The sequence below is a fragment of the Bacteroidota bacterium genome (assembly GCA_039821555.1).
Taxonomy (GTDB): Bacteria; Bacteroidota; Rhodothermia; order Rhodothermales; family Rubricoccaceae; genus JBCBEX01.
Window position 1 is genome coordinate 24,892 of sequence record JBCBNX010000025.1, and the last position, 25,198, is coordinate 50,089.

Annotated in this window: 18 protein-coding genes; 10 read left to right on the top strand and 8 right to left on the bottom strand. The window is 67.4% G+C overall.

The window, feature by feature from the left end; genetic code table 11:
* Nucleotides 1–2: 2 nt before the first annotated feature.
* The 8 genes from AAFU51_17285 to AAFU51_17320 all read right to left on the bottom strand — a co-directional run bounded on the left by AAFU51_17285 (nt 3) and on the right by AAFU51_17320 (nt 10,436).
* Nucleotides 3–644: a class I SAM-dependent methyltransferase gene (locus tag AAFU51_17285; protein MEO1573007.1), complete on the bottom strand. Its 642-nt coding sequence runs from the start codon at nt 642–644 to the stop codon at nt 3–5.
* Nucleotides 645–772: 128 nt separating this feature from the next.
* The gene (locus AAFU51_17290) at nt 773–1,519 is read right to left on the bottom strand and encodes a 3-oxoacyl-ACP reductase family protein (protein ID MEO1573008.1); all 747 of its coding nucleotides are present in this window, start codon (nt 1,517–1,519) and stop codon (nt 773–775) included.
* A 218-nt stretch (nt 1,520–1,737) separates the two neighbouring features.
* Nucleotides 1,738–2,313 (bottom strand): TetR/AcrR family transcriptional regulator, encoded by a 576-nt coding sequence (locus AAFU51_17295; protein MEO1573009.1) that lies wholly within the window; start codon nt 2,311–2,313, stop codon nt 1,738–1,740.
* A gap of 134 nt (nt 2,314–2,447) precedes the next feature.
* Entirely contained in the window at nt 2,448–3,716 is a 1,269-nt protein-coding gene (locus AAFU51_17300) for a DUF481 domain-containing protein (GenBank protein ID MEO1573010.1), read from the bottom strand.
* Nucleotides 3,717–3,844: 128 nt separating this feature from the next.
* On the bottom strand, nt 3,845–5,539 hold the full coding sequence (locus AAFU51_17305) for a LamG-like jellyroll fold domain-containing protein (protein MEO1573011.1): 1,695 nt from the start codon (nt 5,537–5,539) through the stop codon (nt 3,845–3,847).
* Nucleotides 5,540–5,724: 185 nt separating this feature from the next.
* Nucleotides 5,725–6,372 (bottom strand): Rad52/Rad22 family DNA repair protein, encoded by a 648-nt coding sequence (locus AAFU51_17310; protein ID MEO1573012.1) that lies wholly within the window; start codon nt 6,370–6,372, stop codon nt 5,725–5,727.
* Nucleotides 6,373–6,817: 445 nt separating this feature from the next.
* On the bottom strand, nt 6,818–7,492 hold the full coding sequence (locus AAFU51_17315) for a tetratricopeptide repeat protein (protein ID MEO1573013.1): 675 nt from the start codon (nt 7,490–7,492) through the stop codon (nt 6,818–6,820).
* Nucleotides 7,493–7,919: 427 nt separating this feature from the next.
* Entirely contained in the window at nt 7,920–10,436 is a 2,517-nt protein-coding gene (locus AAFU51_17320) for an outer membrane beta-barrel family protein (protein ID MEO1573014.1), read from the bottom strand.
* Nucleotides 10,437–11,299: 863 nt separating this feature from the next.
* Here AAFU51_17320 and AAFU51_17325 point away from each other — a divergent pair.
* From AAFU51_17325 to def, 10 genes are all read left to right on the top strand, one after another.
* Nucleotides 11,300–11,944: a hypothetical protein gene (locus tag AAFU51_17325; GenBank protein MEO1573015.1), complete on the top strand. Its 645-nt coding sequence runs from the start codon at nt 11,300–11,302 to the stop codon at nt 11,942–11,944.
* 60 nt (nt 11,945–12,004) lie between these two features.
* Nucleotides 12,005–14,167, top strand: coding sequence for a flotillin family protein (locus AAFU51_17330; protein ID MEO1573016.1), 2,163 nt, complete (start codon nt 12,005–12,007; stop codon nt 14,165–14,167).
* Nucleotides 14,168–14,394: 227 nt separating this feature from the next.
* The gene (locus AAFU51_17335; protein ID MEO1573017.1) at nt 14,395–19,539 is read left to right on the top strand and encodes a DNA repair ATPase; all 5,145 of its coding nucleotides are present in this window, start codon (nt 14,395–14,397) and stop codon (nt 19,537–19,539) included.
* Nucleotides 19,540–19,546: 7 nt separating this feature from the next.
* Nucleotides 19,547–20,038 carry a contact-dependent growth inhibition system immunity protein gene (locus tag AAFU51_17340; protein ID MEO1573018.1) on the top strand — a complete coding sequence of 164 codons (492 nt, stop codon included), beginning with the start codon at nt 19,547–19,549 and terminating at the stop codon, nt 20,036–20,038.
* 43 nt (nt 20,039–20,081) lie between these two features.
* A complete protein-coding gene (locus tag AAFU51_17345) occupies nt 20,082–20,312 on the top strand; it encodes a type II toxin-antitoxin system HicB family antitoxin (protein ID MEO1573019.1) in 231 nt (76 codons plus the stop codon).
* Entirely contained in the window at nt 20,312–20,557 is a 246-nt protein-coding gene (locus tag AAFU51_17350; protein MEO1573020.1) for a type II toxin-antitoxin system HicA family toxin, read from the top strand. Before AAFU51_17345 ends, AAFU51_17350 begins: the two co-directional genes overlap by 1 nt.
* 95 nt (nt 20,558–20,652) lie before the next feature.
* The gene (locus AAFU51_17355; GenBank protein ID MEO1573021.1) at nt 20,653–22,941 is read left to right on the top strand and encodes a bifunctional (p)ppGpp synthetase/guanosine-3',5'-bis(diphosphate) 3'-pyrophosphohydrolase; all 2,289 of its coding nucleotides are present in this window, start codon (nt 20,653–20,655) and stop codon (nt 22,939–22,941) included.
* A 473-nt stretch (nt 22,942–23,414) separates the two neighbouring features.
* A complete protein-coding gene (locus AAFU51_17360) occupies nt 23,415–23,795 on the top strand; it encodes an HU family DNA-binding protein (protein MEO1573022.1) in 381 nt (126 codons plus the stop codon).
* 216 nt (nt 23,796–24,011) lie between these two features.
* Nucleotides 24,012–24,437: a Holliday junction resolvase RuvX gene (gene ruvX, locus AAFU51_17365; GenBank protein ID MEO1573023.1), complete on the top strand. Its 426-nt coding sequence runs from the start codon at nt 24,012–24,014 to the stop codon at nt 24,435–24,437.
* An 85-nt stretch (nt 24,438–24,522) separates the two neighbouring features.
* Nucleotides 24,523–25,125, top strand: a complete 603-nt coding sequence (gene def / locus AAFU51_17370) for a peptide deformylase (GenBank protein ID MEO1573024.1) — start codon at nt 24,523–24,525, stop codon at nt 25,123–25,125.
* Nucleotides 25,126–25,198 lie beyond the last annotated feature (73 nt).

Sequence of the window (25,198 nt, forward strand, 5' to 3'; positions counted from 1 at the left end):
CGTCACGCCCCTGGCTTCTTCCACACCACCCGCGTGAGCGCGGCGAGACCTTGGTGATACGGCCCCTCGTCGAGCACGGCCTCGACCGTATCGAGCACGAGGAGCCCCGCATTGTCGCGCGGATCGCGCCCGAAGTGGGCGAGCACCTCGTCCGAGGACACCGTCATCGTCACGTCTCTTGGCCCGCCGCTCGTGTAGCCGCCAGTGATTTGCTCGGGGCGGTACCACTCCGCGATGAACAGGCCGCTGGGCCGCAGCGCGCGACGGGCAAGGGCATAGACCGCCGGGCGAACAGCCTCGGGAAGATGCAGAAACGTCGCCACGACGGCGTCCCACTCCTGAGGCGGGTCCCACGCCGTCACGTCCGCCTGTGCGGTGGCGACCGTGACGCCATGCTCAGCTGCTAACGCGTTGGTTTTGGCGAGGCCCTCTGCGGCAAAGTCGAGGGCGGTGACGCCATAGCCCCGGGTTGCCATCCACACCGCATTGCGGCCTTCGCCTGCGGCAAGTTCGAGGACGGTCGAGCCCGGAGCGACGTGCGTCGGGACGGCCTCGGCAACGAAGGCGTTGGGCGCGGTCCCGTAGGCGAACGCCTCAGCGCCGAAGCGCACGTTCCAGAAAGCAGGATCAGACGGAGTCGGCATCGGTCAGCGAGACGGTTGGTTGACAGGAAAGGGAAGCGGCGAAGCAACCCTAAGATCACCCCGCCGCTCAGACCAGTGCGGTGTCGGACGTGCTACTTCAGCCTTCGCACTTCAGCCGTCGCACTTCGCTACGCGGTCATCCCGCCGTCGACGGCAATCTGCGCGCCGGAGACGTAGCTGGCCTCGGGCGAGGCGAGGAACGCGACGACGCTGGCGATTTCCTCGGCGGTCCCGTAGCGGCCGAGGGCGGTCGCGCCGGCCATCATGCCCGCAGCCGGGTTCACGTCGGGATCGCCGGGGTTCATCTCCGTGTCGATGGGGCCGGGGTGGACTGTGTTAACGGTGATGCCCTTGGCGCCGAACTCCTTCGCCGCCGAAGCTGTGATCGCGCCGACGCTGGCCTTCGTGGCGCTGTAGATCGACGCGCCCGGGAAGCCGACGAAGGCGACGACGCTGCCGATGTTGATGACGCGGCCGTTCTCACGGAGGTGAGGCGCGGCAGCCCGGAGCGTGGCGAACACGCCGCGCACGTTCACGTCGATGCTCTGGTCAAACTCGGCGTCCGAGAACTCGGCGATAGGGCCGACGAGGTAGACGCCCGCGTTGTTGACGAGGATGTCGAGCCCGCCGAAGCGCTCGACGACCTGCGCGACGAGGGCATTGGCCGCGTCGGCATCGGCGGCGTTGGCCTGGAATGCGGCGGCGGTACCACCGGCCGCTTCGATGGTCGCGAGGACTTGGTTAGCGCGGTCGGGCGAGGAGTTATAGGAGATCGCCACGGTCGCGCCGTCGGCGGCGAGACGCTGGGCGGTCGCGGCGCCGATACCGCGGCTGCCACCGGTGACGAGGGCGACTTTGCCAGAGAGGGAGGCCATGAGAGGAGTGGGTTGGGCTGATTGAAAAGCGTGATGGCCCGTTGAAACATGTATCGGAACGAATGTTCCAGAATGGAGCAGGAGAAAATCTGAGCGGTTACGGAGGCAGCCCGGAGCTACGGCATTTTGACTGGACATACCACACCCAGCGCTGCACCTTTTCGACCCTCGACCCTCGACCCTCGACCCTCGACCCTCGACCCTCGACCCTCGACCCCTCAGCCGAGCAACTGCATCGTCTGGTCCACCACGTCGTCGAGGACCGCGCGGTCGGGGCTCACGCGAGCGGTCACCCGGAGGCCGTAGACCGTGTTGGCGAGGAGCCGCGCCAGCGCCGTTGGGTTGCGGTCGGCGCCGATCTCGCCCTGCGCCTGCGCCTGCCGGACGGCGCGTTCGAAGCGGGCCTGGAGCACCGTGAGGCTCTCAGCCGTCCGCTCGGCCGTCTCCGGATCGTGCGGGGCACGCTCAGCGGTGGCGTTGACTACAAAGCAGCCGAGACAGTTTGCGGCAGCATCGTCCACGACGGCGCGGAGGTAGGCTTCAATGCCTGCGCGGGGCGAGCCGAGTGCGTCGCCCAACTGCTGGAGCGGGTCTACCTCAGTACCACGGTAGCGGTCGAGCGCGGCGAGGTAGAGTGCCTGCTTGCCGCCGAACGTGTCGTAGAGGCTGCTGCGGCTCAGGCCGAGGTGGTCCACGAGGTCCTGGATCGACACGGCCTCATAGCCCCGGTCCCAGAAGAGGGCTGCGGCGCGTTCCAGGACAGCGGCTTCGTCGAAGGCTTTGGCGCGGGGCATGGCGGACGCAGGCAGGCTCGTGACATCGTTCGTGTTCTGGAACGGACGATCCGTGACCGGGTTGCGCGGCCTGTAGATGGCCTACTCTTCGGCCTGACCAGAGACGCCTCTGGACTGCTAGGGAGCCATCGCCGTCAATCGAACCCGACGACGAGGGCAAAGCGGAAGATGTGGTGCGTCTTGGGCATCGCCGTGTTGACGAACTGGGCGCCCTCGGCAATGGCTGCGTCGATCACGCTCTGGGGGAGGCGCGGGGGGTCGTTGTCATAGGCGATCGTGTAGACGGGCGCGATGCTCACCGAGCCGCTCGACCCGATGTCGGCGAGTCGGAAGGTCAGGCGCGCGGTCGCGTCGATGCGATAGTTGCACCGCCCTTCGCCCGAGCCGCAGCCGTCGAAGTCGTAGAGTGGGAATTTGAAGTAGGGCCGGAGGTCGAAGCGGACGCGCTCAAAGGCGTCGCGTAGCGTGAGCGTCGGGCGCACCTCGAAGCGTGGAATCGTGCTGCCGCCTAACTCCACGTCGACGCTGGTGGTGTCCATCCCGAGCACGCGGCGAGCCGTGACGGTCGACTGCTCGAACTCGAAGAAGGGCCCGGCGAGGAGGCCAAGCCGGAGGATGGTGTGGCGCTTCCGAACCACACGCTCGGCAAACGTCGCATAGGGCCGAAGGGCATCGAGGTCGGCGAGGACGCCTGCCAGGAGCGCGCCCTGCGTGGTCGAGTCGGCGTGGGCGGCAGCAAGGCAGCGGAACCAGTCGGTCTCGGCAAGGGCGGCGGCGGCGGCTGCCCGCGCGCTATCGCCCTCGGCCGTGACGTAGCTCGGCAGGTTGTCCAGGCGCTTGCGCAGGGCCGTCCGCTTGCGGGTGTCCCACGTGTACGTCTGCCCGATCAGCCCCCCTCCGATTTCGTAGCGCTGGTCGATGCCGAGAAAGTTGTCGGTGTCGCGCTTGACGAAGGCGTAGGTCTCGAAGTTGGGCGAGAGGTGGTGGTCGTAGGAGAGCGTGAGCGACGAGACATTCTCCTGGACGGTCCCATCCTGAAGTGTGACGTCGGTGGCCGCGCTGAAGTTGATCTCGCCGGGATATTCGCCGCGGTCGAGGCTCACGCCGACGGCGAGCCGGTAGAGGGAGCGCTCGTCGGTGGCGTCGCTGGCGAAACTGGCCCGGGCCCGACCGGAGAGAGCGCGCTGCTGGCGCTCTTCCGCCTCGATGAGGGCGAGCGCGCTCCACACCCCGTTGCCTGTGGCGGCTGAGCATCCATCGACCCGCGCCATCATCCCGTCAAGGGGCGGCGCGAGCAGCCGCAGCCGGGCGAGTGCGGCATCGAGGTCTTGTGCGACCACAGGCGGCACGCTGAGCGCGACAACGGTGAGCAGCAAGGCGAAAAGCGAGAGGCGACGGAGCATTGGGGCGCGGGGACGGAGGAGAAAGGCCAGCGGCATCCTAGCGCCGCTGCCCGTATCCGCGCAAGCCGTGCGCGTCGAGGATCACAGATCCGCCTGGGTCCGGCCAGCACCGACGCGAGGCCTGCGTGCTACCGCGCCAGCGTCATCTTGTGCGTGATGCTCGTCTGCGGCGTCGAGAGGCGCACGAAGTAGACGCCGCTCGGCAGATCGCGTGCGTCGAATGGAATCTCATGCGCCCCTGCGGCCACCTCGCGGTCGACCAGCAGCGCGACCTGGTGGCCCGAGACGTCCCACACCGAGAGCTCCGCGCGCTGTGCCGAAGGGACTTCGAAGCGGATGAGCGTCCGGTCGGGAAAGGGGTTGGGCGAGTTCACGAGCGTGAGGGGCAACTCGCCATCGGTCGCGCCGAGGCCTAGCTTGACTGCTCCTGAGATGCGATCCGGACCCTCGCCGAAGACCTGCCGAACGCGGTAGTAGAGCACTTGCCCAGCGGGAGGTAGGTCCGTGTAGCCGAAGCGCATCGCGCCGTTGGCTGCCTCCGCGATGCGGTCGCTCAGTTCAAGGCGCGTGACGGCGGTGAACGTCTCGCCGTCGGGCGAGCGTTCGACCACGAAGGCTTCGTTTTCGCGGTCCTGCGTTTCCCACGACAGATTGACGAAGCCATCCTGCGCCTGAGCGTCAAGGCGCTCGATGGGGAACGAGAACGTCAGGTCGCCGCGCTCGGTGGGCCACGCGTCCAGGTCGCGTGCGAGCAGACGGGGCGGCGGGACGGCGTCGAAGCCGAGGCGAACCACGCCGCGCGGGACGTCGGTGAGTTGGCGCCGCATGGTGCGCCGAAGCTGCGTCTCGGTGCGTGCCTGGGGCCACACGCGCACCTCATCCAAGAGACCTGTGTAGCCAGCCGCTTGGGCGTTGGCTTCCTGTGCTAGGAGGCGCTGGCCGAGCGTGAGGGGGTGGTCGTTGTCGGTGCGTGCTGCGATGCGCAGCGAGTCCGCCGACGCTCCGTCGAGGTAGAGCCGTGACCAGCCTCCGCGTGGGTCTTGAACGATGGCCAGGTGGTGCCACTGCCCGTCGGCGACGGGCGCGGGGGTGCGCATACCGTGATGGCGGTCGCGGGCGCCGCTGTAGAAGAGGAGGTGACCGTCGTCGGCCACAGTCAGTTCGAGCGGGTAGGGTGCGCCGTCGAGACCATTCCAGGTGGAGAGCACGACCTCGTCGGTGCTGACCGTCTGCATCCAGAGTTCGAGCGTGAACGGCATGCCGGCATCGAGTGCGGGGAGCGCGTCTCGGCGCAGCGACAGAGGGGTGCGTTCTCGGGCGGGACGCAGCGCCGCGTTGCGCCGACTTGTCTCGATGACATAGGGTTGCCAGACGCGCCGCCGTGTTTCGAGGGCTCGCACGCGCTCGCTCTCCTGGACAAGCGGTACGAGGGGAACGCGCTCGGGACCGCGAGTGACTCCGACCTCGAAGCGCAGCGCGACGCGGAGCCGGCCTCGCAGCGGGCGGGCCGCCGTGGCTAGGATGCGCCCTTGCTCATCGGTGGTGAGTGCGAGGGGCATCTGAGCGCCATCGCGGCCGGTGGCCCAGGCATCGCGGAGTTCCCATCCGACGGGAAGCTCCGTGCGCACTCCTGCGAACGGCTGCGAACCGGTCCAGTCGAAGAACGCTGTCGCGGCTTGCCCAGCACTGAGGCGCTCTGCTGGGGCGACCGCCTCCCACTGCGCCTGGACATCAGGCGCTGCAACCAAGCCCACGAGGAGCGCCATGCCAAAGAGCAGGGCGCGCAGACGCAGTCCGAGCCAGAGGGGTAGCAGTCGGCGCAAGAACGCGGGTGGTGGGTCAGCAGGGGCGACAGGGCAGCCAAGGTAGACGTGCGCTGCGGAAGGAGTCAAACCGTATGGGAAGTCGGTCGTTCCGACCTTCACGGCTTCCGACCGTCGTCCGGCGGTCTGTGGCTACTACCTGCGCCGTTCTTGCGCGTCGGCCGTCGAGTAGCGTCTGCGCAGGGCTAGCGGGGGCGCTGACCGTTGGCCTTGCGAATGACGCGCGTATTAGAAGCCCGGCTACGCGGTGCACTGTCGCCCTGAGAGCCATTGCTCGGGGCGCTACCGCGCTGCGAACCGTCCCCGTGCACACCACCGAACGGGTCTGCTGGGGGGCGCTCGTTGTGGGGGCCCTGGCGCGTCGTGCGCTGGGGCTCGGGGAGGTACTTCGCCGGGACCCGTGGGGGAGATGCGAACCGCCCGCGCTCGTCGAGCGCCACCCACTGCGCTGGCATCGAATAGAGGTAGCGGCCGATGCCCCACTGCACGGCGGCCCGCTTGAGCGCGCCGGATAGGCCACCCTTGACCGATTCGAACTCGGTGTTCTCGGCGCCGTCCCACTTGGTCACCCACTCTGGCGCGTTAGCTCCCTCGCGGTGCACGAGAATGGAGAGGCCGCACAGGACGCCCCCCTCGGGCCCCGGTGCGAATTCGTTCCGCCAGTTGCCTGGCCCGCACACCTCGTCCAGGCGGTCCTGGATGGCGCGACTCGTGAGGTAGGCCATCGCTAGACCTTTTTTGCGGTCACGCGTGGTCGCCCCGGGCTTCCACTCAATGTCGTCGTTGGGAAAGGGGGCGCTGAGGCGGCGGAGATCGTCTGGAGAGACAGCCATAGGACAAGCTGGGCACGTCGATGGAACAGGTACTCCACCAAGGATCGCCCCATTGAGTGACACCACTCTGTCACTCAATGGGGCGTGCTCCTGTAGGCTCGTGTAATGTGAAGAAACGTTGGGGATGTTCAGTTTTTCGACGGGAAAATCGAAGAAGAAAGCGCTTTTTATTTAGATCCTGATGTTGCTCGCATAAATGAGGTGAAACGATATGGCTCAATGCCTTGAATTCCTAAGGGTGGCCTCCTATGTTTTATCCCGTCGCACCTGGTGCGATTGGTCTTCTAGCGTTCACCGGCGGTTCCGCCGGTGCGCCTGGGGCCGCAGCTCTTGGGGGAGAAGCTGCGGCCCCATTCTTTTGTGCCACACCTGTGTCGGCAAGGCCTCTGGATATCCTGGGTTAAAGTGGCGCCGTATGGATCGGGCCTCGCTGTAGGAATCGGGCCTATGGCGCAGGCTGACCTTCCGCGGTCTCTTCGATTCCGACGACGCCCTGGAGCCGCGTGATGAAGTCAGCATAGGCCTCCACCGTCGAATCCACGGCCAAGCCCGCCTGCATGGCCTCAAGAGCGTCAGCGTAGCGGAGCGACGCGATGAGGGAGTCGGCACGGGCCTTCACCTCCTCGGCAAAGGCAGACGGCTCGGGCGGAGGCTGCTCCTCCGGCGGCTCGGGCTGGTCGCCGTCCAGCTGCCGCTTTACGAGTTCGTAGTTGACCTTCGCTTCGGCGTAGCGCGGGTCGAGCAGGAGCGCCTGGCGGAGGTGGTCGAGTGCCGCCTCGAAGTCCTGCGCGAGGGCGGCGGCGGTCCCGGCGTTGTAGCGCGCCCGCGCCTGCGCCCGCCGCGTCGGCGCGATCTGCGCCGCTTGCTCGAAGAGGTCGATAGCAGCCTCGGCGTCGCCTTCCTCGTGGCGCACGAGGCCGAGGTCGTAGAGCAGCCGCGCGCGCACGTCGAGGTCGGCGTCGGGCGTGTCTGTGGCTTGCAGGCCCTCGCCGAAGGCGACCGCCGCTGTTTCGAGGTCGCCCGCGAGGTAGGCGTCGAGGCCGCGCTGGCCCTCGCGCGCGCCATCGGGGGTGCATCCCGTCAGGAGCAGGAGGGCGAGCAGGATCCAGGGCCGGGTCATCCGAAAAAATACCGCCGTTGCGTCTCAGCAGAGGGCGGTCTCCACGGAGGGCAACGGCGGTAGGAGCGCCCCTGTGTGCGCGGGGCGACTCAGAAAGACCCGCGCTCTCACGAAGGGGATGTGTACGGGTGGTACGGTTCGTCCCATGTGTGCAGGCGACAGCGAGAGGCGTAGAGGATGCGGAGGCGAGCGATCAAGCGGCGCATGGGTGAGCGGGGAAGCGTGGGTGAGCGTGGGTGCAGACTCCACCGCGGGCGGAGAGCCTGGTGCCACCCGGCATTCCCAGGACCATGCCAAACCCAGAACCGCCTCCCAGGCCTGCAGGGCCATACCGTGCAGGCCTCGCTGTTAGATTTTCAGAGAGCGTCGACCCGATGCGCGATTCTGGAACTTGGTCGCGGTCGGGCGCTTGGGGCTCCAGCGCGCCCTAGAAGTCCGTCGACTCGTCGCCGCCGCCTTGTCCGCGACCGCCGCGCTGGCGGTCGGGACGCCGCTGTGGTTGCTGGCCGAACGTGTAGTTGAACGTGAACGTCAGGAAGCGTGCCTGCCAGCGCCGCTCGCCCACCCGGTCGCTGAAGCGGTCACGGATGGCGAACTCGAAGCCGGCCGTGTCAAACACGTCGCCCATCGTCACGGCGAGGCTCGCGCGGTCGTCGAGCAGCTTCTGGCGGACCGAGAGGTTCGTGAACGAGAACGCCTCGATGAGGCCGTTGGGGATGTCGCGCGGTGCGCGGTAGAAGCCGAAGAACTGCACCGCCGTCCCGGTCGGGAAGTTGTAGGACAGGTTGCCGCGCAAGCTCCACTGGAAGCCGTTGGCCGCGAGGTCGGTGTCGGCGTTTTGCCCGTCCGTCTGGAACTGGTAGGCGCTCAGCGTCACGAAGCTGCTGAAGCGCTGGCCAAAGCGGAGGCTGCCGACGGTCTCGACGCCGTAGTTCTCCTCCGTGTCGAAGTTGACGAACGTGCGCACGGTGCGGCCGTTGTCGTCGGGCGGGGTAGAGAAGCGCGTGATGGCGTCCGTGGTGCGGCGATAGAACGGCGTGACGGTGAGCGTCGTCTTCGGCGTAAACCAGGTGAGGCCGACCTCATACGAGTCCGTGTATTCGGGCTGCAGACCCGGATTGCCGACGCGCACGTTGAGGGGGTCCTCGCGGTTTTCGAACGGATTGAGCGCGCGCGTCGACGGGCGGTTGATGCGGCGACTATAGCTGGCCTGTGCGGAGACGCCGTCGGTGAACTGGTAGGTGGCGAAGGCGCTCGGGAAGACGCTGAAGTAGTCGTTGTCGAAAGCACCCGAATCGTCCTGACCCGGCGCGGGCTGTGCGAGGTCGAACGTGGTGAAGGCCTGCTCCAGACGCGCGCCGGCCTTGAGGCTGAGCGGGCCGAAGCTGCGGCTGAGGAGGCCGTAGACGGCGTGGACCTGCTCGTCGAACACGAAGCTGTTCGAGAGTTCGCCGACCGACTGGAAGGCGTCGAGCGCGAGGGTGTCGACCACGAAGTCGTCGTCGGTGCGGGTGAACTCGCTGCGGAAGCCGGTTTCGAGGCTGAGATCGCCGAGAGGCTTCACCCAGTCGAGTTGAAGCGAGCCCTCCTGTTTGAAGCGGTCGGTCGTGTTGCGCTCGGTCACCGTCGGCGAGGCGACGGCGCCGTCGACAAGGGCTGAGCCTTCCGTGAACACGCTGAAGTCGTCGCGGGCGTCGGCGGTGTAGCGGGCCTCGACGGTGAGCTCGTCCGTAGAGCGTGCCTGCACGCGTGAGAACGTGAGCGCCAGGTCGCCGTTGAGGTCATCCTCGTCCTCATCGCTGAGGCGGAAGGACTGCAGGCGGTTGCCGTCGTCGAAGAGTTCGTTGCGGAAGTTGACTTCTTCGTCGCTGCCGAACCCGAGGCTGAGGCGGCCCGAGGCCGAGAGCGTCATCTTGGGTGAGAGCTTGTAGTCCGCCGAGGCGCTCAGGAGGTGGCCGAGGCTCTGGCTCTCGCCATCGTCGTCGGTGAATCGGGTGTCGAGCCGCGGGGTCCCGTCTTCGGCGAGCGGGAGGGTGAAGTCGGCGTCATTGATGCCGCCGGACTCGCGGACGTTGCGGCGGAGCCCGTAGGTCACGAACGTGGTCCACGGCCCGCGCTGGTAGCCGACGTTGCCCGAGACGTTGTAGCCGCCGATGGTTTCGGCCGCCGCCGTGAGGCCGCCCGAGAGGCCGAGGTCGGTGTTCTCCTTCAGGATGATGTTGATGATGCCGCCGAGGCCCTCCGGCTCGTACTTCGCGCTCGGGTTGGGGATCACCTCGACGCGCTCGACGCTCGACGCGGGCAGCTGCTGGAGGTAGCTCGCTAGGAACGCACCCGTGATCGGGACCGGCCGGCCGTTGATCTGGACGGCGACGTTCTGGTTGCCGCGCAGGCTGATGTTGCCGTCGATGTCGACCTCGATGGCCGGGACGTTGCGCAGGAGATCCGTCACCGAGCCGACGTCGGCCGCGATCTGGTCGGCGGTGTTGAAGACGGTGCGATCCACCTGCACCTCGATGTCGTCACGGATGCCTTCCACCTGGACGCCCTCCAGGAGCGCCGCGTCCGGGACGAGTTCGAGGGTACCGAGGTCGGCGACGAGGCTGCCGGGTCGCAGTGCGAGGTCGTCGATGCGCTGGTTGACGTAGCCGACGTAGGTGAGCGTGAGGTAGTAGCGCCCCGGCCGCAGCGGGCGGATGTCGAAGCCGCCCTCGGCGTCGGTGAGCGCGCCCGTCACGAGCGACGAGTCGCGTGCGCTCCACACGGTCGCCGTGGCGAGCTCGACGGGTTGCCCCGTGTCGGCGTCGATGACGGTGCCGGTGATGGCGCCGCCGCGCATCTGTCCGGGCGGGCCGCCGGGACGTCCGCCGGGGCGCTGGGCAAAGACCGGGAGGGCGAGCGCTCCGACGAGGAGCAGCAGGAGCAGGCGCGTACCGATGCGCATGGCGGTGGGGAGTCGAAGGGGAGAAGGGCGAAGGAGAAGGGGAGCGGAGCACCTGGTGGACAGGCACGTACCGGCGCGCGGTGAGACCCGTGGCAACGTTCGTAGCTCCAAGGGTATACCCTGCAGTGCTTCTATGTGTCACACCGGGGTGTCGGTTGCGTGAAGTGTGCGCGCAGCCCGTGGACGACCGGAGCACTACGCAGGTTCGCGCGGCTCCGTTGCATGCGGTCGTTGTCACATCCTGCCGTCTGTGCGGAGGGGCTACGGAAGCAGGCTCACGGAGACAGATCGGTGCCCTCCATGTCGCCGCTCGGGGCCGCTGGCGACCGCTCGTCTACCCACAAACACCGCTCGCGGTCACGGCAGCCGGTTGCCCCACGCAGCCTCGGCTACCCTGTGGGTGTCTACTCAGCAAGGTTGGCGCGCACGCGAGTGCGCCCTCGCCTGTAGGTAACAAATGCCATCGGCGCATCGGCGTTGACGTAGCGACTTGCTGACGCAACGACTTTGGCGGAGGAGTGTGCCGTCGCCCGAAAGCGGCTCGTGGGGACGTGGCGCATCTACGAGGGCGACGGCACCCTCCGCCCTACACTGCCCGGTGCAGTGACCAACGGGCACCCGGTGGAGAGCCAGCGCCTGGGCGATGTACACCATGGTTATGCTAGGCGCTTTAAAATGCTTGGATAGGGCACAATCGGAAGCGCTCCCGTAACCAGACGGGTAGGTTGCGTATACCACCGGTGTCTTTCGGCAACGCCCGCGGATGCTGGACTCCACGAGGGGGTCCGCGTTATCCTTGCGGGCCGTCGCCCCCACTGGCGCTGCGCCCGAATGAGGGTCTGTAGCGCCGAGCCGAGCCGCTCATGCTGGAGTTTCTATCCTCGGGCCCGCTGCTGCCCCTCACGGTCCTCCTCGCCATCGTCGGGGTCTACTGGCTGTTCGTCATCCTGGGCGCGCTCGACCTCGACTTCCTCGACGTGGACTTCGACGCGACGGACGCGGACGTGGACCTCGACTTCGAAGTCGATGCGGATGTGGATACCGGACTCTCGGGGTGGCAGCAGGCGCTGTCGTTCCTGCACCTCGGCATCGTGCCGTTCATGGTCGTCTTCAGCGTGTTCGTGCTGAGCTGGTGGACGGCCGCCGCCATCGGGTTCTTCGTGCTCGGCCTCGGTGCGCTCGTCGGGCTAGGCGGCAGCGCTTTGCTGGCCATCCTCGCGACGAAGGTGCTCACATGGCCGCTCGCGGTCCTCTTCCGCAAGCTCAAAGCCGCAGAGGCTCCGGTGCAGATTATCGGGCGCGTCTGCACGGCGCTCACCGCCATCGACCACGAGCGGCTCGGGCAGGCCGAGCTCGCCACCGACGGCGCGCCGCTGCTGCTCACCGTCAAGACCACCCAGCCCGGCGAGCGGGTCGCGCGCGGAGAACGCGCCCTCGTGGTCGCCCGCAGCGACGACGGGCAGGTCTACCTCGTAGATCCCGTCGCCGTCCAGCAGGCCACGGTCTGATCCTTGCGGCTCGCTGCCGCCCTCCAGTTTCAACGTTTTTCTGGCCCCACCCTCTCTGTCATGGAAGCATTCTATAACATCGCCGCGGTCGTTGTCGGCTTTGTCGCGCTTATATCCCTTGGGCTAATTGCCCTGGTCGCCAAGTTTTACAAAAAGGTCGAGCAAGGCCGTGCCCTCGTGCGCACCGGTGTCGGCGGCACGAAGGTCGCCTTCTCGGGGATGTACGTCTTCCCGGTGGTCCACCGCTCCGAGCTGATGGACATCTCGCTCAAGCGCGTCGAGATCTCGCGCACGGGCAAGAACGGCCTCATCTGCAAGGACAACATGCGCGCCGACATCCAGGTGGCCTTCTTCGTGAAGGTCAACAAGGACGAGCAGAGCGTGCAGACCGTCGCCGAGTCCATTGGCACCGTGCGTGCCTCGGACCCGCAGGCGCTCATCGAGCTGTTCGACGCCAAGTTCTCGGAGGCGCTCAAGACGGTCGGCAAGAACTACGACTTCGTCGACCTCTACAACAGCCGCGAGACGTTCAAGGAGGACATCCTCAACGTGATCGGCACTGACCTGAGCGGCTACGCGCTCGAAGACGCGGCCATCGACTACCTGGAGCAGACGCCCGTCGAGACGCTCGACCCGGACAACATCCTCGACGCGGAGGGCATCAAGAAAATCACCGACCTGACGGCGCGGCAGGCCGTGCTCGCCAACGAGATCAACCGCGAGAAGGAGAAGACGCTCAAGAAGCAGGACGTGGAGGCCCGCGAGGCCATCCTCGAACTGGAACGCCAGCTTGCGGAAAAAGAGGCGAGCCAGCGCCGTGAAGTCGAGACCGTACAGGCGCGCGAGACTGCCGAGACGGAGCGCGTACGCCAGGAGGAGCGCCTCAAAGCTGAGCGCGCCCGCATCCAGACCGACGAGGAGGTCGAGGTTGCCGAGCAGAACAAGCAGCGGCAGGTGCTCGTCGCGGAGAAGAACCGCCTGCGCACTGATGCCGTCGAGACGGAGCGCGTGGAGAAGGACCGCCAGCTCGAAGCCACCGAGCGCGAGCGCGTGGTCGAGCTCGCCCGCATCGAGAAGGAGAAGGCGCTCGAAGAGGAGCGCAAGACGATCCAGACCGTGATCCGCGAGCGCGTGATGGTCGAGAAGTCGGTCGTCGAGGAGGAGGAAAAGATCAAGGACACCCGCGCCACCGCCGAGGCCGAGCGCACGAAGTCGGTCGCGCTGACGTATGCCGAGCAGCTCGCCGAAGAGGCGAAGGTGCAGGAGACGAAAGCCGCCGAGGCGAAGCGCCTCGCCGCCGTCGAGGCCGCGCAGCAGCGCGTCGTCGAGGCCGAGGCTGAGCAGGAGGCCGCCGAGAAGGAGGCCGCCGCTATGAAGACGCTCGCCGCCGCGCGCGCCGAGGAGGAAGCCACCGTGGGCCTCTCGGAGGTCCGCGTGATGGAGGCCCGCGCCGCCGCCGTCCGCGAGGAGGGCACCGCCGAGGCCGACGTGCTCAAGCTGAAAGCCAGCGCCGAGGCGGAGGCCATCCAGGCCAAAGCGCTCGCCGAGGCCGAGGGCAAGAAGGCCCTCGCCGATGCTACGGAGGCGCAGGGCTCCGCCGAAGCGGAGGTCATGAGCCGGAAGTACGCCGCCGAAGCCGACGGCATCCGCCAGAAGGCCGAGTCGATGAAGGTGCTCGACGGCGTCGGCAAGGAGCACGAGGAGTTCAAGCTCCGCCTGGAGAAGGACAAGGAGGTCGAGCTGGCGCAGATCGCCGTCCAGAAGGACATCGCGCTGGCGCAGGCCGAGGTGCTCCGCGCCGGCCTCGAAGCGGCCAACATCGACATCGTCGGTGGGGAGTCGATGTTCTTCGAGAAGATCGTCGGGGCGATCACGCAAGGCCGGTCGGTGGACCGCCTCGTGGACGGCTCGGACGTGCTCAGCGAGGTCAAGGAGGCGTTCCTCTACGGCGAGGGCGCGCTCGGCGGCGGTGCGCTCGGCGACGGCGCCGACGGCGGTGTCCCGATGCTGGGCGACGGGCTCATCGCCCGCGTGCGCGGCCTCGTGGCGCAGACTGGCCTGGGCACGGACGACGTGAAGAACCTCACGCTCTCGGCGCTACTCGTGAAGCTGATGGCGCAGACCGAGGACGCCGCCGACGCGACGGCGCTAGAGCAGATGCTCCGCACCGTGCGCCAGCTCGGTCTCGGCGACCAGAAGGCCAGCACGCTCGGGCTGAAGTAGCCGCCGAGCCGCAGCGTGCTCGGACGGCTCCCCCCGCTTGACGCGCCTCGACGGCGGTCAAGCTGTCCCCCTCACCCGTGAGGGGGACAGTTCGAAGAGCGAAGCGTCGTCAGACGCGGAGGCGATGAGAACGGGGGGAGCCGAGCAGCGCTGGGTGCTCGAACTAGTCCAGAGCGTCTTGCTGCCGCCAGCCTTAGCCCATCTCCAACACTCCGTCCCATCCCCGTATGGAACCGGCTCGCCCCTCCGCTCCCGACCTCGCGCCCGTCGCTGGCAACGACGTGCCGCCCAGCGGCGCGTCCGGCGACGGCGCCCCGGCTGGCACTGCGCCGAACGCGACGCCTGCGCTCGAAGGCGGCACGTACGAGTTGCTCCGCGACCGCCTCGCACAGCACGCCCGTACGCTCCAGACGCGCCTCCAGACGCTCGACGAGGCCCGCCGCGCCGTCTTCGGCAGCACCGACCTCGCGCTGATCGGCACGGCCGCGATCGCCACGCACCACAACGCCGTCGTGCGCGACCTCGTGGAGGTGCCCGGCCCCGACGGCCCGCGCCTGCTCGTCGGCTGCCACGTGCACCTCGGTCTGAAAACCGAGACGACGCTCGACGACGTGTTCGCGGCGTATGCCTTCGACGGCGACACGGCGACCTACCGCGAGGCCCCGCTCGACGTGCTCGCCGACGAGCGCTTCGCGGAGGACTTCGCCAACCTCCATCGCTACTACAAGCAGGCGCGCTTTGCCCGCTTCGCCGAGCGCGGGCCGCACCTCTTCATGGTCTTCCAAGTCGGACAGCGCGCGGACGACATCAAGGTCTTCAAGTGGCTGCGCGGCGACGACGGGCTGCAGTACCTCGACAACCGCTCCGAGCACACCTTCGTCTACCCGACGCAGCAGGCCTTCCGCTGGCAGCGCACCACGCGCGACATGCACCGCGACGGCGCGCACCCGCACGTCTCCATCGAGGACCGCGTCTTCGTGGAGGCCGTCGGCGGCGACCTCACGGTGAAGGTGGAGGACAACACCGACAGCGGCCTCGGCGTCTACGCGGAGCCCGTCGACCACGCCGACCAAACACTCGACGACGCGGAGGTGCACTACGCCACCGCGGGGCCGCTTATCCTGATGCGCATTCGGCCCTACCAGGAGGAGACGACGCGGCAGCTACTCTTCAACGAGAAGACGCAGGCCGTTCATCGCCTCGACGCGCTCGCACACGCGACGGTAGCGCTGCCCGAAGACCACGGCATCGTCTACCCCGACGGCTTCGCGCTCGCAGCGGGCGGCGTCAAGCGCTTCGACGGCGTCCCGGCCGCCACCCGCTTCGAGCGGCAGATCGCCGCGCCCAACGGCGAGGACTTCCTCTTCGTTTTCCACGACGTCCAGACGGGCGAGTACGTCCTGCTGTCGTACAACCTCATCACGCAGGAGGTCGCCACGCCGGTCCGCTGCGGCGGCTACGCGCTGCGCCCCGACGGCGAACTCGTCTACGTGCGCCCCGAGCCCGAGCCGAGCAAGCACCACACGCTCCAGCGCTGGCGCTCGCCCTACCGCAGCCGCAACGGCGCCCCTCTTGCTGGCGAGGCACCCAGACAACAGGACGCGTACCTCTTCAAGGTGGGCAACAAGGACATCGTCCGCGCGCTCAGCGAGGGCTACGCGATCCTCAACCTCCTCGGCCGCGACGACGGCTACGTGGGCCTCTACGCCGACCTCGTCAAGGAGACGACGGGTCTGCTCGACGCGACGTTCTGGCTCGACCACGAGGAGGCGGGCAACGTGGCCGAGGTGCTGCGCGGCATTCGCGAGACGGCGCAGCGAGCCCTCGCCGAGTTCGACAAGGTGCGCCGCCTCCGCCAGACGGCTCGGGAGCGCACGCAGGCCGCTGCGGCCGAGACGCAAGCGCTCCTCCAAACCGTCGAGCGGCGGACGTTCGAGTCAGTAGAGCAGTTTGTCGATGCGCTCGCAGAATTAAGAGCGGTGCGCGGGCGGCTGATCGCCCTGCGCGAGGTGCGCTACGCCGACGTGGCGCTCGCCGAGGCGCTCGAAACCGAGGCCGCCGAGGCGTCGGAGCGGCTGGCCCGCCGCATGGTCGAGTTCCTCCTCCGCGACGACGCCCTCGCGCCGTACGAGGCGCAGGTCGCCGAGGCCGCCGCGGCCATCGACGCGCTCGACACCGTCGCTGAGGCGCGCGGTGTGGCTGAGCGGTTCGACACCGCCGCCAGCGCGCTCGACCTGCTCATCGAAACCGTCTCGAACCTCCAGATCGACGACGCGACGCAGACGACGCGCATCATCGACGCGGTCTCCGGGCTCTACGCGACGCTCAACGCCGAGCGCGCCCGCCTGAAGCGCCGCCGCGACCAGCTTGCCGAGACCGAGGGCGCGGCCGAGTTCGCCGCGCAGCTCAAGCTCCTCGAACAGGCCGTCACGAGCTACCTCGACGTGGCCGAGACGCCCGAGGCGTGCGAGCAATACCTCACCCGCGCGATGGTGCAGGTGTCGGAATTGGAGAGCCGCTTCGCCGAGGCCGACCGCTTCATCGAAGTGCTGTCCGAGCGCCGCGAGGAGGTCTACGCCGCGTTCGAGCAGAAGCGGCTCGCGCTCGTGGAGGCGCGCAGCCAGCGCACCGCCGCGCTCGAACGCGCCGCCGAGCGCATCCTCGACGGCGTCCGCAGCCGCCTCGACCGCTTCGACACGGTCGAGGAGATCAACGGCTACCTCGCCGCCGACCTCATGGTGGCGAAGGTCCGCGACACCGTAGCCCAGCTCCGCGACCTCGGCGACGCGACCAAGGCCGACGGCCTCCAGACGGCGCTCAAGGCCGCACGCGAGCAAGCGATCCGCCAGCTCAAGGACCGGAAAGAGCTGTTCGTCGACGGCCAGCCGATCCTGCGCCTCGGCACGCACCGCTTCGCCGTCAACACGCAGCCGCTCGACCTCACAACGGTCCTCCGCGACGAGCGCCTCCACCTGCACCTCACTGGCACCGGCTTCTTCGAGCCGCTCGACGACCCCGCCATTGAGGCCGCGCGTTACCTCTGGACGCAGGAAGTCGTCTCCGAGACGGACGACGTCTACCGCGCGGAGTACCTCGCCTACCTCGTCTACCAGGCATCGCTCGTCGGGCAGTCGGAGATCCCGCCGCCCACGGCGCTACTCGCTGAGCCAGAGGACGACGAAGCACCTGATGCCGTGCTCGCCTCTGTACAGCGGTTCATGGCTCCGCGCTACGGCGAGGGCTACGTCAAGGGTGTGCACGACCACGACGCCGCGACGATCCTCCGCGCGCTGCTACGCCTCCACGCCGATGCCGGGCTGCTGCGCTATGGCCCCGCCGCCCGTGCTTGCGCGCTCGTCTGGTGGCACTGCTTCGCCGACGACGCGACGCGGACCCGCTTCGAGGCGCGGCTGCGCGGCCTCGGCACCGTCCAGCGGCTGTTTTCGAATGGCGAACACGATCTCGATGCCGCCACCGCCGCTCTCGCCATACCGCTCGTGGCGTTCGTCAACGACACCGGACTGTTCGAGGTCAGCATCGCGGAGCAAGCTGCGGCCTACCTCGCCCGCGAACTCGCGCAGGACGACCCGACCCGCTTCGTCGCCAGCCCCGAGGCTGTGACGTTGCTCGACGGCTTCGCCAAGGCGCTCGCCAAGCCAAAGGCAACGAAGGCGTTTGGCGACGCACTCGACCGTCTTATTGATGATCCTGCCGGCCAGGTCGCGCTCCTCCGCGATGCCCTTTCCACCTTTGCGAACCAGCAACACACGGCCTCAACGTTGAAAAGGAGTTCCCCTCCTGGACAGAGTCTTGCCCCCGCGCAGGCGGGGGAGGGGACAGGGGTGGTGGATCGAGCCGGGCATAAACCCGACAGGACTGACTCCGACCTCGTCGACGAAGCCGCCGCGATTCGCCTGGCCGATCTCCGCGAGAACGTGGATGTAGGCGCGACCGAGACGCGTGTCGAGTTGGCCGACCTGCGCGGGAGCCATGCGCGCGTGGACGATGGCACGTACCGCCTCGACTTCGCGGCCTTCCTCGACCGGCTCGGCGCGTTCGCCAGGGAGCGCGTGCCCGCGTTCGCTGCGTTTGCCGCGCGCAAGCATGAGCGCATCCAGGCGCGGAAGGCCGAACTGCGCCTCGACGAACTCAAGCCGCGCGTCTTCTCGGGCTTCGTCCGCAACCGCCTCATCGACCGCGTCTTCCTCCCGCTCATCGGCGACAACCTCGCCAAGCAGCTCGGCACGGCGGGCGATACGACGCGCACGGACCGGCAAGGTCTGCTGCTGCTGATCTCGCCGCCGGGCTACGGCAAGACGACGCTCATGGAGTACCTCGCCGACCGGCTGGGGCTCACGTTCGTCAAGATCAACGGCCCGGCCATCGGCCACGACGTGACGGCGCTCGACCCGGAGTCTGCACCCAACGCCGCCGCGCGCGAGGAGCTCGTCAAGCTCAACCTCGCCTTTGAGATTGGCGACAACCTGATGCTGTACGTCGACGACATCCAGCACTGCCACCCGGAGTTCTTGCAGAAGTTCATCGCGCTCTGCGACGCCCAGCGGCGCGTCGAGGGCGTGTGGCGCGGGCAGCCGCGCACCTACGACCTGCGCGGCAAGAAGGTGGCCGTGGTGATGGCGGGCAACCCCTACACCGAGAGCGGCGCCCGCTTCCGCGTCCCGGATATGCTCGCCAACCGCGCCGACACCTATAACCTCGGCGACGTGATCGGCGAGACGGCGGACGCCTTCGCCAGCTCCTACCTCGAAAACGCGATGGGCGCCAACCCCGTCCTCGACGCCGTGGCGAGCCGCGCGCCCGACGACCTCCACGCGCTCGTCCAGGCTGCCGAGACCGACCGCCGCGACGGACTCGACCTCCAGGGCAACTATGCCCCCGACGAACTCGACGAGATCCTCGCCGTGCTGCGCCACCTGATCGCGCTGCGCGACGTGGTGCTGGGCGTCAACCAGGAGTACATCGCCAGCGCCGCGCAGAACGATGCCTACCGTACGCGCCCACCGTTCCTGCTCCAGGGCTCCTACCGCAACATGAACCGGCTCGCCGAGAAGGTCCTGCCCGCCATGACCGACGCCGAGCGCGACACGCTCGTGCGCAGCCACTACGAGCAGGAGGCGCAGCTTCTCACGAGCGGGGCCGAAGCCAACCTGCTGCGGCTCAAGGAACTGATGGGCTGGCTCACGCCCGACGAGGCCGCCCGCTGGGCCGAGATGCAGGCGACGTTCCAGAAGAACCAGGCGTTCGCGGGCCTCGCCGACGGCGACCAAGTGGCGCAGGTGCTCGCGCAGCTTGCCGCCCTCACCGACGGCCTCGCCGCCATCCGCGATGTGCTGGCGCGCGGTGACGACTAGCGCACTCATGGCGAAGACGCTTAACCAGATTGAAGGGCGCGGGCCTCAGCCTATGCCACCCGAGGTGAAGGGCCTGATAGCCAACGCTGAGCGGCTGATGGGCACACCTATCGATCAGTTTAGCGTGGGCGACCTGCGGCTCATGATCGGGCAGAACATGGGCACAGAACACCTGATGCCCAGAGCGCTCGGTGTGCTCGAATTGAATCCCCTCGTGTGCGGGACGTTCTTCCCTGGCGATCTGCTGAAGGCAACGTTCCGGCTCCCAGCAGTGTACTGGACGCAGCATCCGGCGCACCATGAGCGTGCGCTCGCCATCGCCCGCCAAGCACTAGACATCCTCGAAGCTCGCTGCGCCCGCTCGAAAGCGCGCTTCTATAAGCGGTACGGTACGCACCTCAACGAAGAGGAATGTTTGGATATCGACGAGCGTGACGTTAAGCAGTGGTGTCTGGATTTTCTCGCGAGCTACGATGGGAGCGGCGTGGCAACCCGCTGACCGCTCTTGCGTTTAGGCGAGCACATTCTAGCCCTACGACTGCATGTCCAGACTCATCAAGATCATCGTCGAGAAGCACTCAGATGGGTACGTTGCCTACCCAGTTGGGTTGAAGGGCGTCGTCGTGGGACAGGGCGATAGCTATGAGGAGGCGCTTGCGGATGCGCGGAGTGCGGTGGCGTTCCACATCGAAACGTTCGGGCCGGAGGTGCTCGATAGCGATGACGGTCCCGTCTTGGAGGTGTTCGTAGCTGAAGCGACCGTAGCCGCCTGATGTCGGAGCGCTTTCCCCGGGATGCCCCGCTGCGTCGCGTACTGGCGTCGCTCGAAGCGCTCGGCTTCCGGATCGTGCGCGAAGGCAACCACATCGCGATGCTGCATGAGGATGAGGACGGCACCCGGACGCCGCTGACGCTCCCCAACCATCGCACGATCAAAGGTTCTACCTTGCGCGCCATCCTCCGGCAAAGTGGCATTGGGCGGGACGAGTTTTTGAAGGTCTACCGCCGCGCCAAGTAGCACGCCTCTGTGCGCCCAGACTGGATAGCACTTTCCACCGGGCAACCGACGGACGGCTCTTGCGTTTAGGCGAGCCCGTTGCACCAGGTCCCGCTATGATCCAGGCCTCCGCCCACCTCGACGCGCAGCTTCGCGAACTCAAAGTCGACGCGAAGTACCGGCGCGGGCTGCGGGTACTGATCGAGCACGCCCGGCGGCGGCTGCCGAGCGTGGACGAGCAGCTGCTCCGCCGCGCCTTCCAGGTGGCCTACTGGGCGCACCGAAACGACCGCCGCGCCGACGGCTCGCTCTACATCGCGCACCCGCTCGAAGTCGCCACCATCGCCGCGCGGGACATCGCCTTCGACGACGTGACCGTGGTCGCCGCGCTGCTGCACGACACCGTCGAGGACACCGACATCTCGCTCGACTTCTTGGAGGCTGAGTTTGGAGCCGAGCTCGCGCAGGTCGTGGACGGCGTCACCAAGATCGACCACGTCTTCGAGAGCAAAAAGCTAGGCCGCGACGAGAACGTGCGCAAGCTCATGCTCTCGATGGCGAGCGACATCCGTGTCATCCTGGTGAAGTTCGCCGACCGGCTGCACAACATGCGGACGCTAGAGAGCCTCCCGCAGGCGAAGCAACTCCGCATCGCTTCGGACACGCTCGCGCTCTTTGCGCCGTTGTCGCACCGCTTCGGCCTCAACGCCATCAAGACGGAGTTGGAGGACCTCTGCCTGAAATACATCGACCCGGAGCGCTACCAGCACATCACGACGGGGCTGAAGGCCAACCGGCGGCAGCGCGAGACGTACCTCCGCCGCTTCATCGAGCCCGTCCAGAAGGAGCTCGAAGGCGCGGGTCTGACGTTCGAGATCACCGGGCGCCCGAAGTCGATCTACTCGATCTACCGGAAGATGAAGGCGCAGGATAAAGACCTCGACGAGATCTACGACCTGCTCGCCATTCGCATCATCCTGGAGAGCGAAGGCCGCCAGGGCCGCGAGGATTGCTGGCGCGTCTACTCGATCCTCACGGACCTCTACCCGCCCATTCCCGAGCGCTTCCGCGACTTTATCTCGCTGCCGAAGTCGAACGGCTACCAGAGCCTCCACACGACCGTCATCGGGCCGAAGGGGCGGCGCATCGAGATCCAGGTGCGCACGCAGGAGATGCACGAGATCGCCGAGCGCGGCGTGGCGGCGCACTGGAAGTACAAGGAGAAGAACGCCGACGGCTCCCGGAACAGCCCGCGCGCCGACGAGCGCCTCGACTCGCTCTACTCGTGGGTGCGCGACATGCTCGAAAACCCGCAGCCCGACGCGGCGAGCGACTTCGTGCAGGAGTTCTCGCTCAACCTCTACGCCGAGGAGATCTACGTCTTCACGCCCGCTGGCGACCTGCTCACGCTCCCGCGCGGCGCTACGCCCGTCGACTTCGCCTACCAGGTGCACACCGAGGTCGGCAACCGCTGCATCGGCGCTAAGGTCAACGGCAAGATGGTCCCGCTTTCGCACAAGCTGGCCTCCGGCGACCAGGTTGAGATCCTCACGTCGAAGAAGCAGTCGCCCAACCCAGACTGGGCGAACTTCGTGGTCACGACGAAGGCGAAGGCCCGCATCCGGCAGCACATCAACGAGAAGCGCCGCAAGGCCGTCGACCAGGGCCGCGCCGTGTTTGAGAAGCGCCTCGCGAAGGCGGGCGTCGAGATCGACCAGCAGGCCATCGCGCGCACAGCGGCGAAGCTGAAGTTTCCCGACTCGCAGCAGGTCTTCTACGAGATCGGCACCGGCGCGTACGACGCCGACACGTTTATCACAGCGCTGCGCCGCGGTGCCGAGGCAGCCCGGGTCGAAACCGAACAGGCTAACGCCGAGACCGCCGAGGCGCAGGCGCGCTACCTCGACCAGGAGGCCACGCGCGTCACGCGCCAGGCCCGCGAGGCCAACCTCCCCGCGCTCATCGTCGACGGCGAGCCGATGTCGGACCTCGCCACGCGCTACGCCAACTGCTGCAACCCGATCCCCGGCGACGAGGTGGTCGGGTTCGCGAGCAAGACGGGCGCCATCACGATCCACCGCGGCACGTGCCGCAACGCGCTCCACCTGATGGCCGAGCAGCCCGAGCGCATCCTGCCCGTGGACTGGAGCCGCCAAAAGGATGCGCAGTTCATCGTCGGCCTGCGCATCATCGGCGAGGACCGCGTCGGCATCGTGAGCGACCTCACCACGATGATCTCGAAGAACCAGCGCACCAACATCCGCTCGATCACGGTCGAGAGCGAGGACGGCATGTTCGAGGGCAACCTCGTGCTCTTCGTGAGCGACCTCAAGCACCTGCAGCGGCTGATGGACCGCATGCGACAGATCGACGGCATCTTCGGCGTCTATCGGTTTGAAGAGTAGGCCAGCGGTTTGAAGAGTAGGCCAGCGGTTTGAGGAGGAGGCCGGTTCGGGATGAGGCACACTCGGGAGCGGAAAGGGTTGCCTGTTGCGTATCGGAGCGAGGCCAACACGCACGGCGCCACACGTCCTCACCTATCCAACCCCGACGCCTCGAAGGCCCATGAGGCTGTAGAAGGCCGGCCGCGTTGGTTCCATATCCTGCACATGTCGTGAAACTTCGCTGAACGGCGTTCACCTGGGTGGCATCTCTGGAACCAACAGCCGGGGCGTCGGTTGGGGCGGGGCTTCGGCCTCTGTCAGCAAACTCAATTGCTTAGGACAAGAGCCGGGGTGTTACCTTCCCGCCGCCCTCGACGGCTGAGCATGCCGAACCGCGTCCCCACGCGGGCCTGCTGAGCTGCCCCTGGCGTGCTGATATGCCGCGCCGGTTCTCCGGCTGGCATCTCCCTTCCACCACCACACTGAGATCCCCCATGGAAACCAAGCGTGTCGAGACGCTCACCAAGAAAGACGTCTCCCGCCGGGTCGCCCAGTTGATGGACGAGCCGATCTACAAGAGCGAGCCCTGGGTCAACGCCGTCATCGAAGCGCTGGGCGCGCTCATGCTCGAAGCCGACCCGGAGGTCCGCATCGAGCTGCGCGACTTCGGCGTCTTCGAGGTCAAGAAGACCAAAGCCAAGCCCAAGGCCCGCAACCCGAAGACCAACGAGACGGTCTTCATCCCGAGCCGCCGCAAGACCCACTTCAAGCCGAGCAAGCGCCTCAAGGAAGAACTCCAGCGCCCGCTCGCCGACCTGGGCTATGCCATCCCCGAGGGCAGCGCCGACTCGCCGCACCTCAACGGCAAGCACTAGGCGACACGGATCGCACTACGACGGAGAGGCCGGGGGCAACCTCGGCCTTTTCTTGTTGGGTGTCCGTAGTCTGTCGTGTGCTGTCCGTAGCAGACGGAGGTCTGCACCGCCTCGGTAGCAAAGTCACCGTCTGTGGTAAACCTCCTCCACGAACCACAGCGGGCAAAGCGCGCGTCCCACAAGCGAGCCGGAGGCGAACGAACAACGGACCATCTTATGCCCCGTATCGCTGCTGTTGACTATGGCACCAAGCGCGTCGGCCTCGCCGTGACGGATCCGCTCGGCCTGTTCGCGCAGCCCATCGGCACGTTCGACGCGAAGGGCGCGGTGGACGAGCTGCGGCGGCTGGCACAGGGCACCGGCACCGAGGAGCTCACGCTCGTGCTCGTCGGCTGGCCGCTGCTGCCTGACGGCACGGAAGGCGCGATGGTCGAGAAGGTGCGTCCCTACCTCAACCGCCTCCGGAACGCGCTCCCCAGCGTGCGCGTGGAGCCCTACGACGAGCGGACCACGTCGCGCCGCGCCCAGCGTGCGCTGCTCGCCGCAGGCGCGTCGAAGAAAGGCCGCCGCGACAAGGCCCGCCTCAACGCCGCCGCCGCCGCCGTCCTCCTCCAAGACTACCTCGATGAAGTGGGAGGGTAGAAGTAGGAAGCTAGAAGTGGTTCTCGTAAGCCACTCTAGTCTCTCGACTTCTAACTTCTCACCTCGCACTTCCTACTTCGACCCCATGGTGCTTTCCATCTACACGCTCGGCCAGCCCGTCCTGCGCCAGGAAACCGCGCTCGTTGAGGCCGACTCGCCCGAGCTGCAGCAGCTCATCGACGACATGATCGAGACGATGCATGGCGCGAGCGGCATCGGACTGGCAGCCCCGCAGGTGGGGCGTACGGAGCGGCTCTTCGTGGTGGACCTCAGCCACCTCGCCGACGACCTGATGGAGGACCTCGGCCTGACCGACCCCGCTGACCTGCCGACCTGGGCGCGCGGCCCGCAGGCGTTCATCAATCCCGAGATCGAACCCGTCGAGCCGGACGTGACGAGCGAGTTCGAAGAAGGCTGCCTTTCGATCCCCGACCTCCGCGAGGACGTGACGCGCCCCGACTCGGTCCGCGTGCGCTACCTCGACCGCCACCTCGCCGAGCAGGAAGTCCTCGCCACCGGCATGCTCGCGCGCGTCGTGCAGCACGAGAACGACCACCTCGACGGGGTGCTGTTCGTGGACCACCTCTCGCCGCTCAAGAAGCGCCTCCTCAAGCGCCGCCTCCGCCGCATGGCCGAGGGTGACGTCGAGGCCGATTACCCGCTCGCCATCCCGCAACAGGCGACTTAGAGCCTATCCCAATAGGTAGTCGTCGGACGTGAGAGGGCAACGCCGCCACACGATCACCGCGCACGCCAGGTGA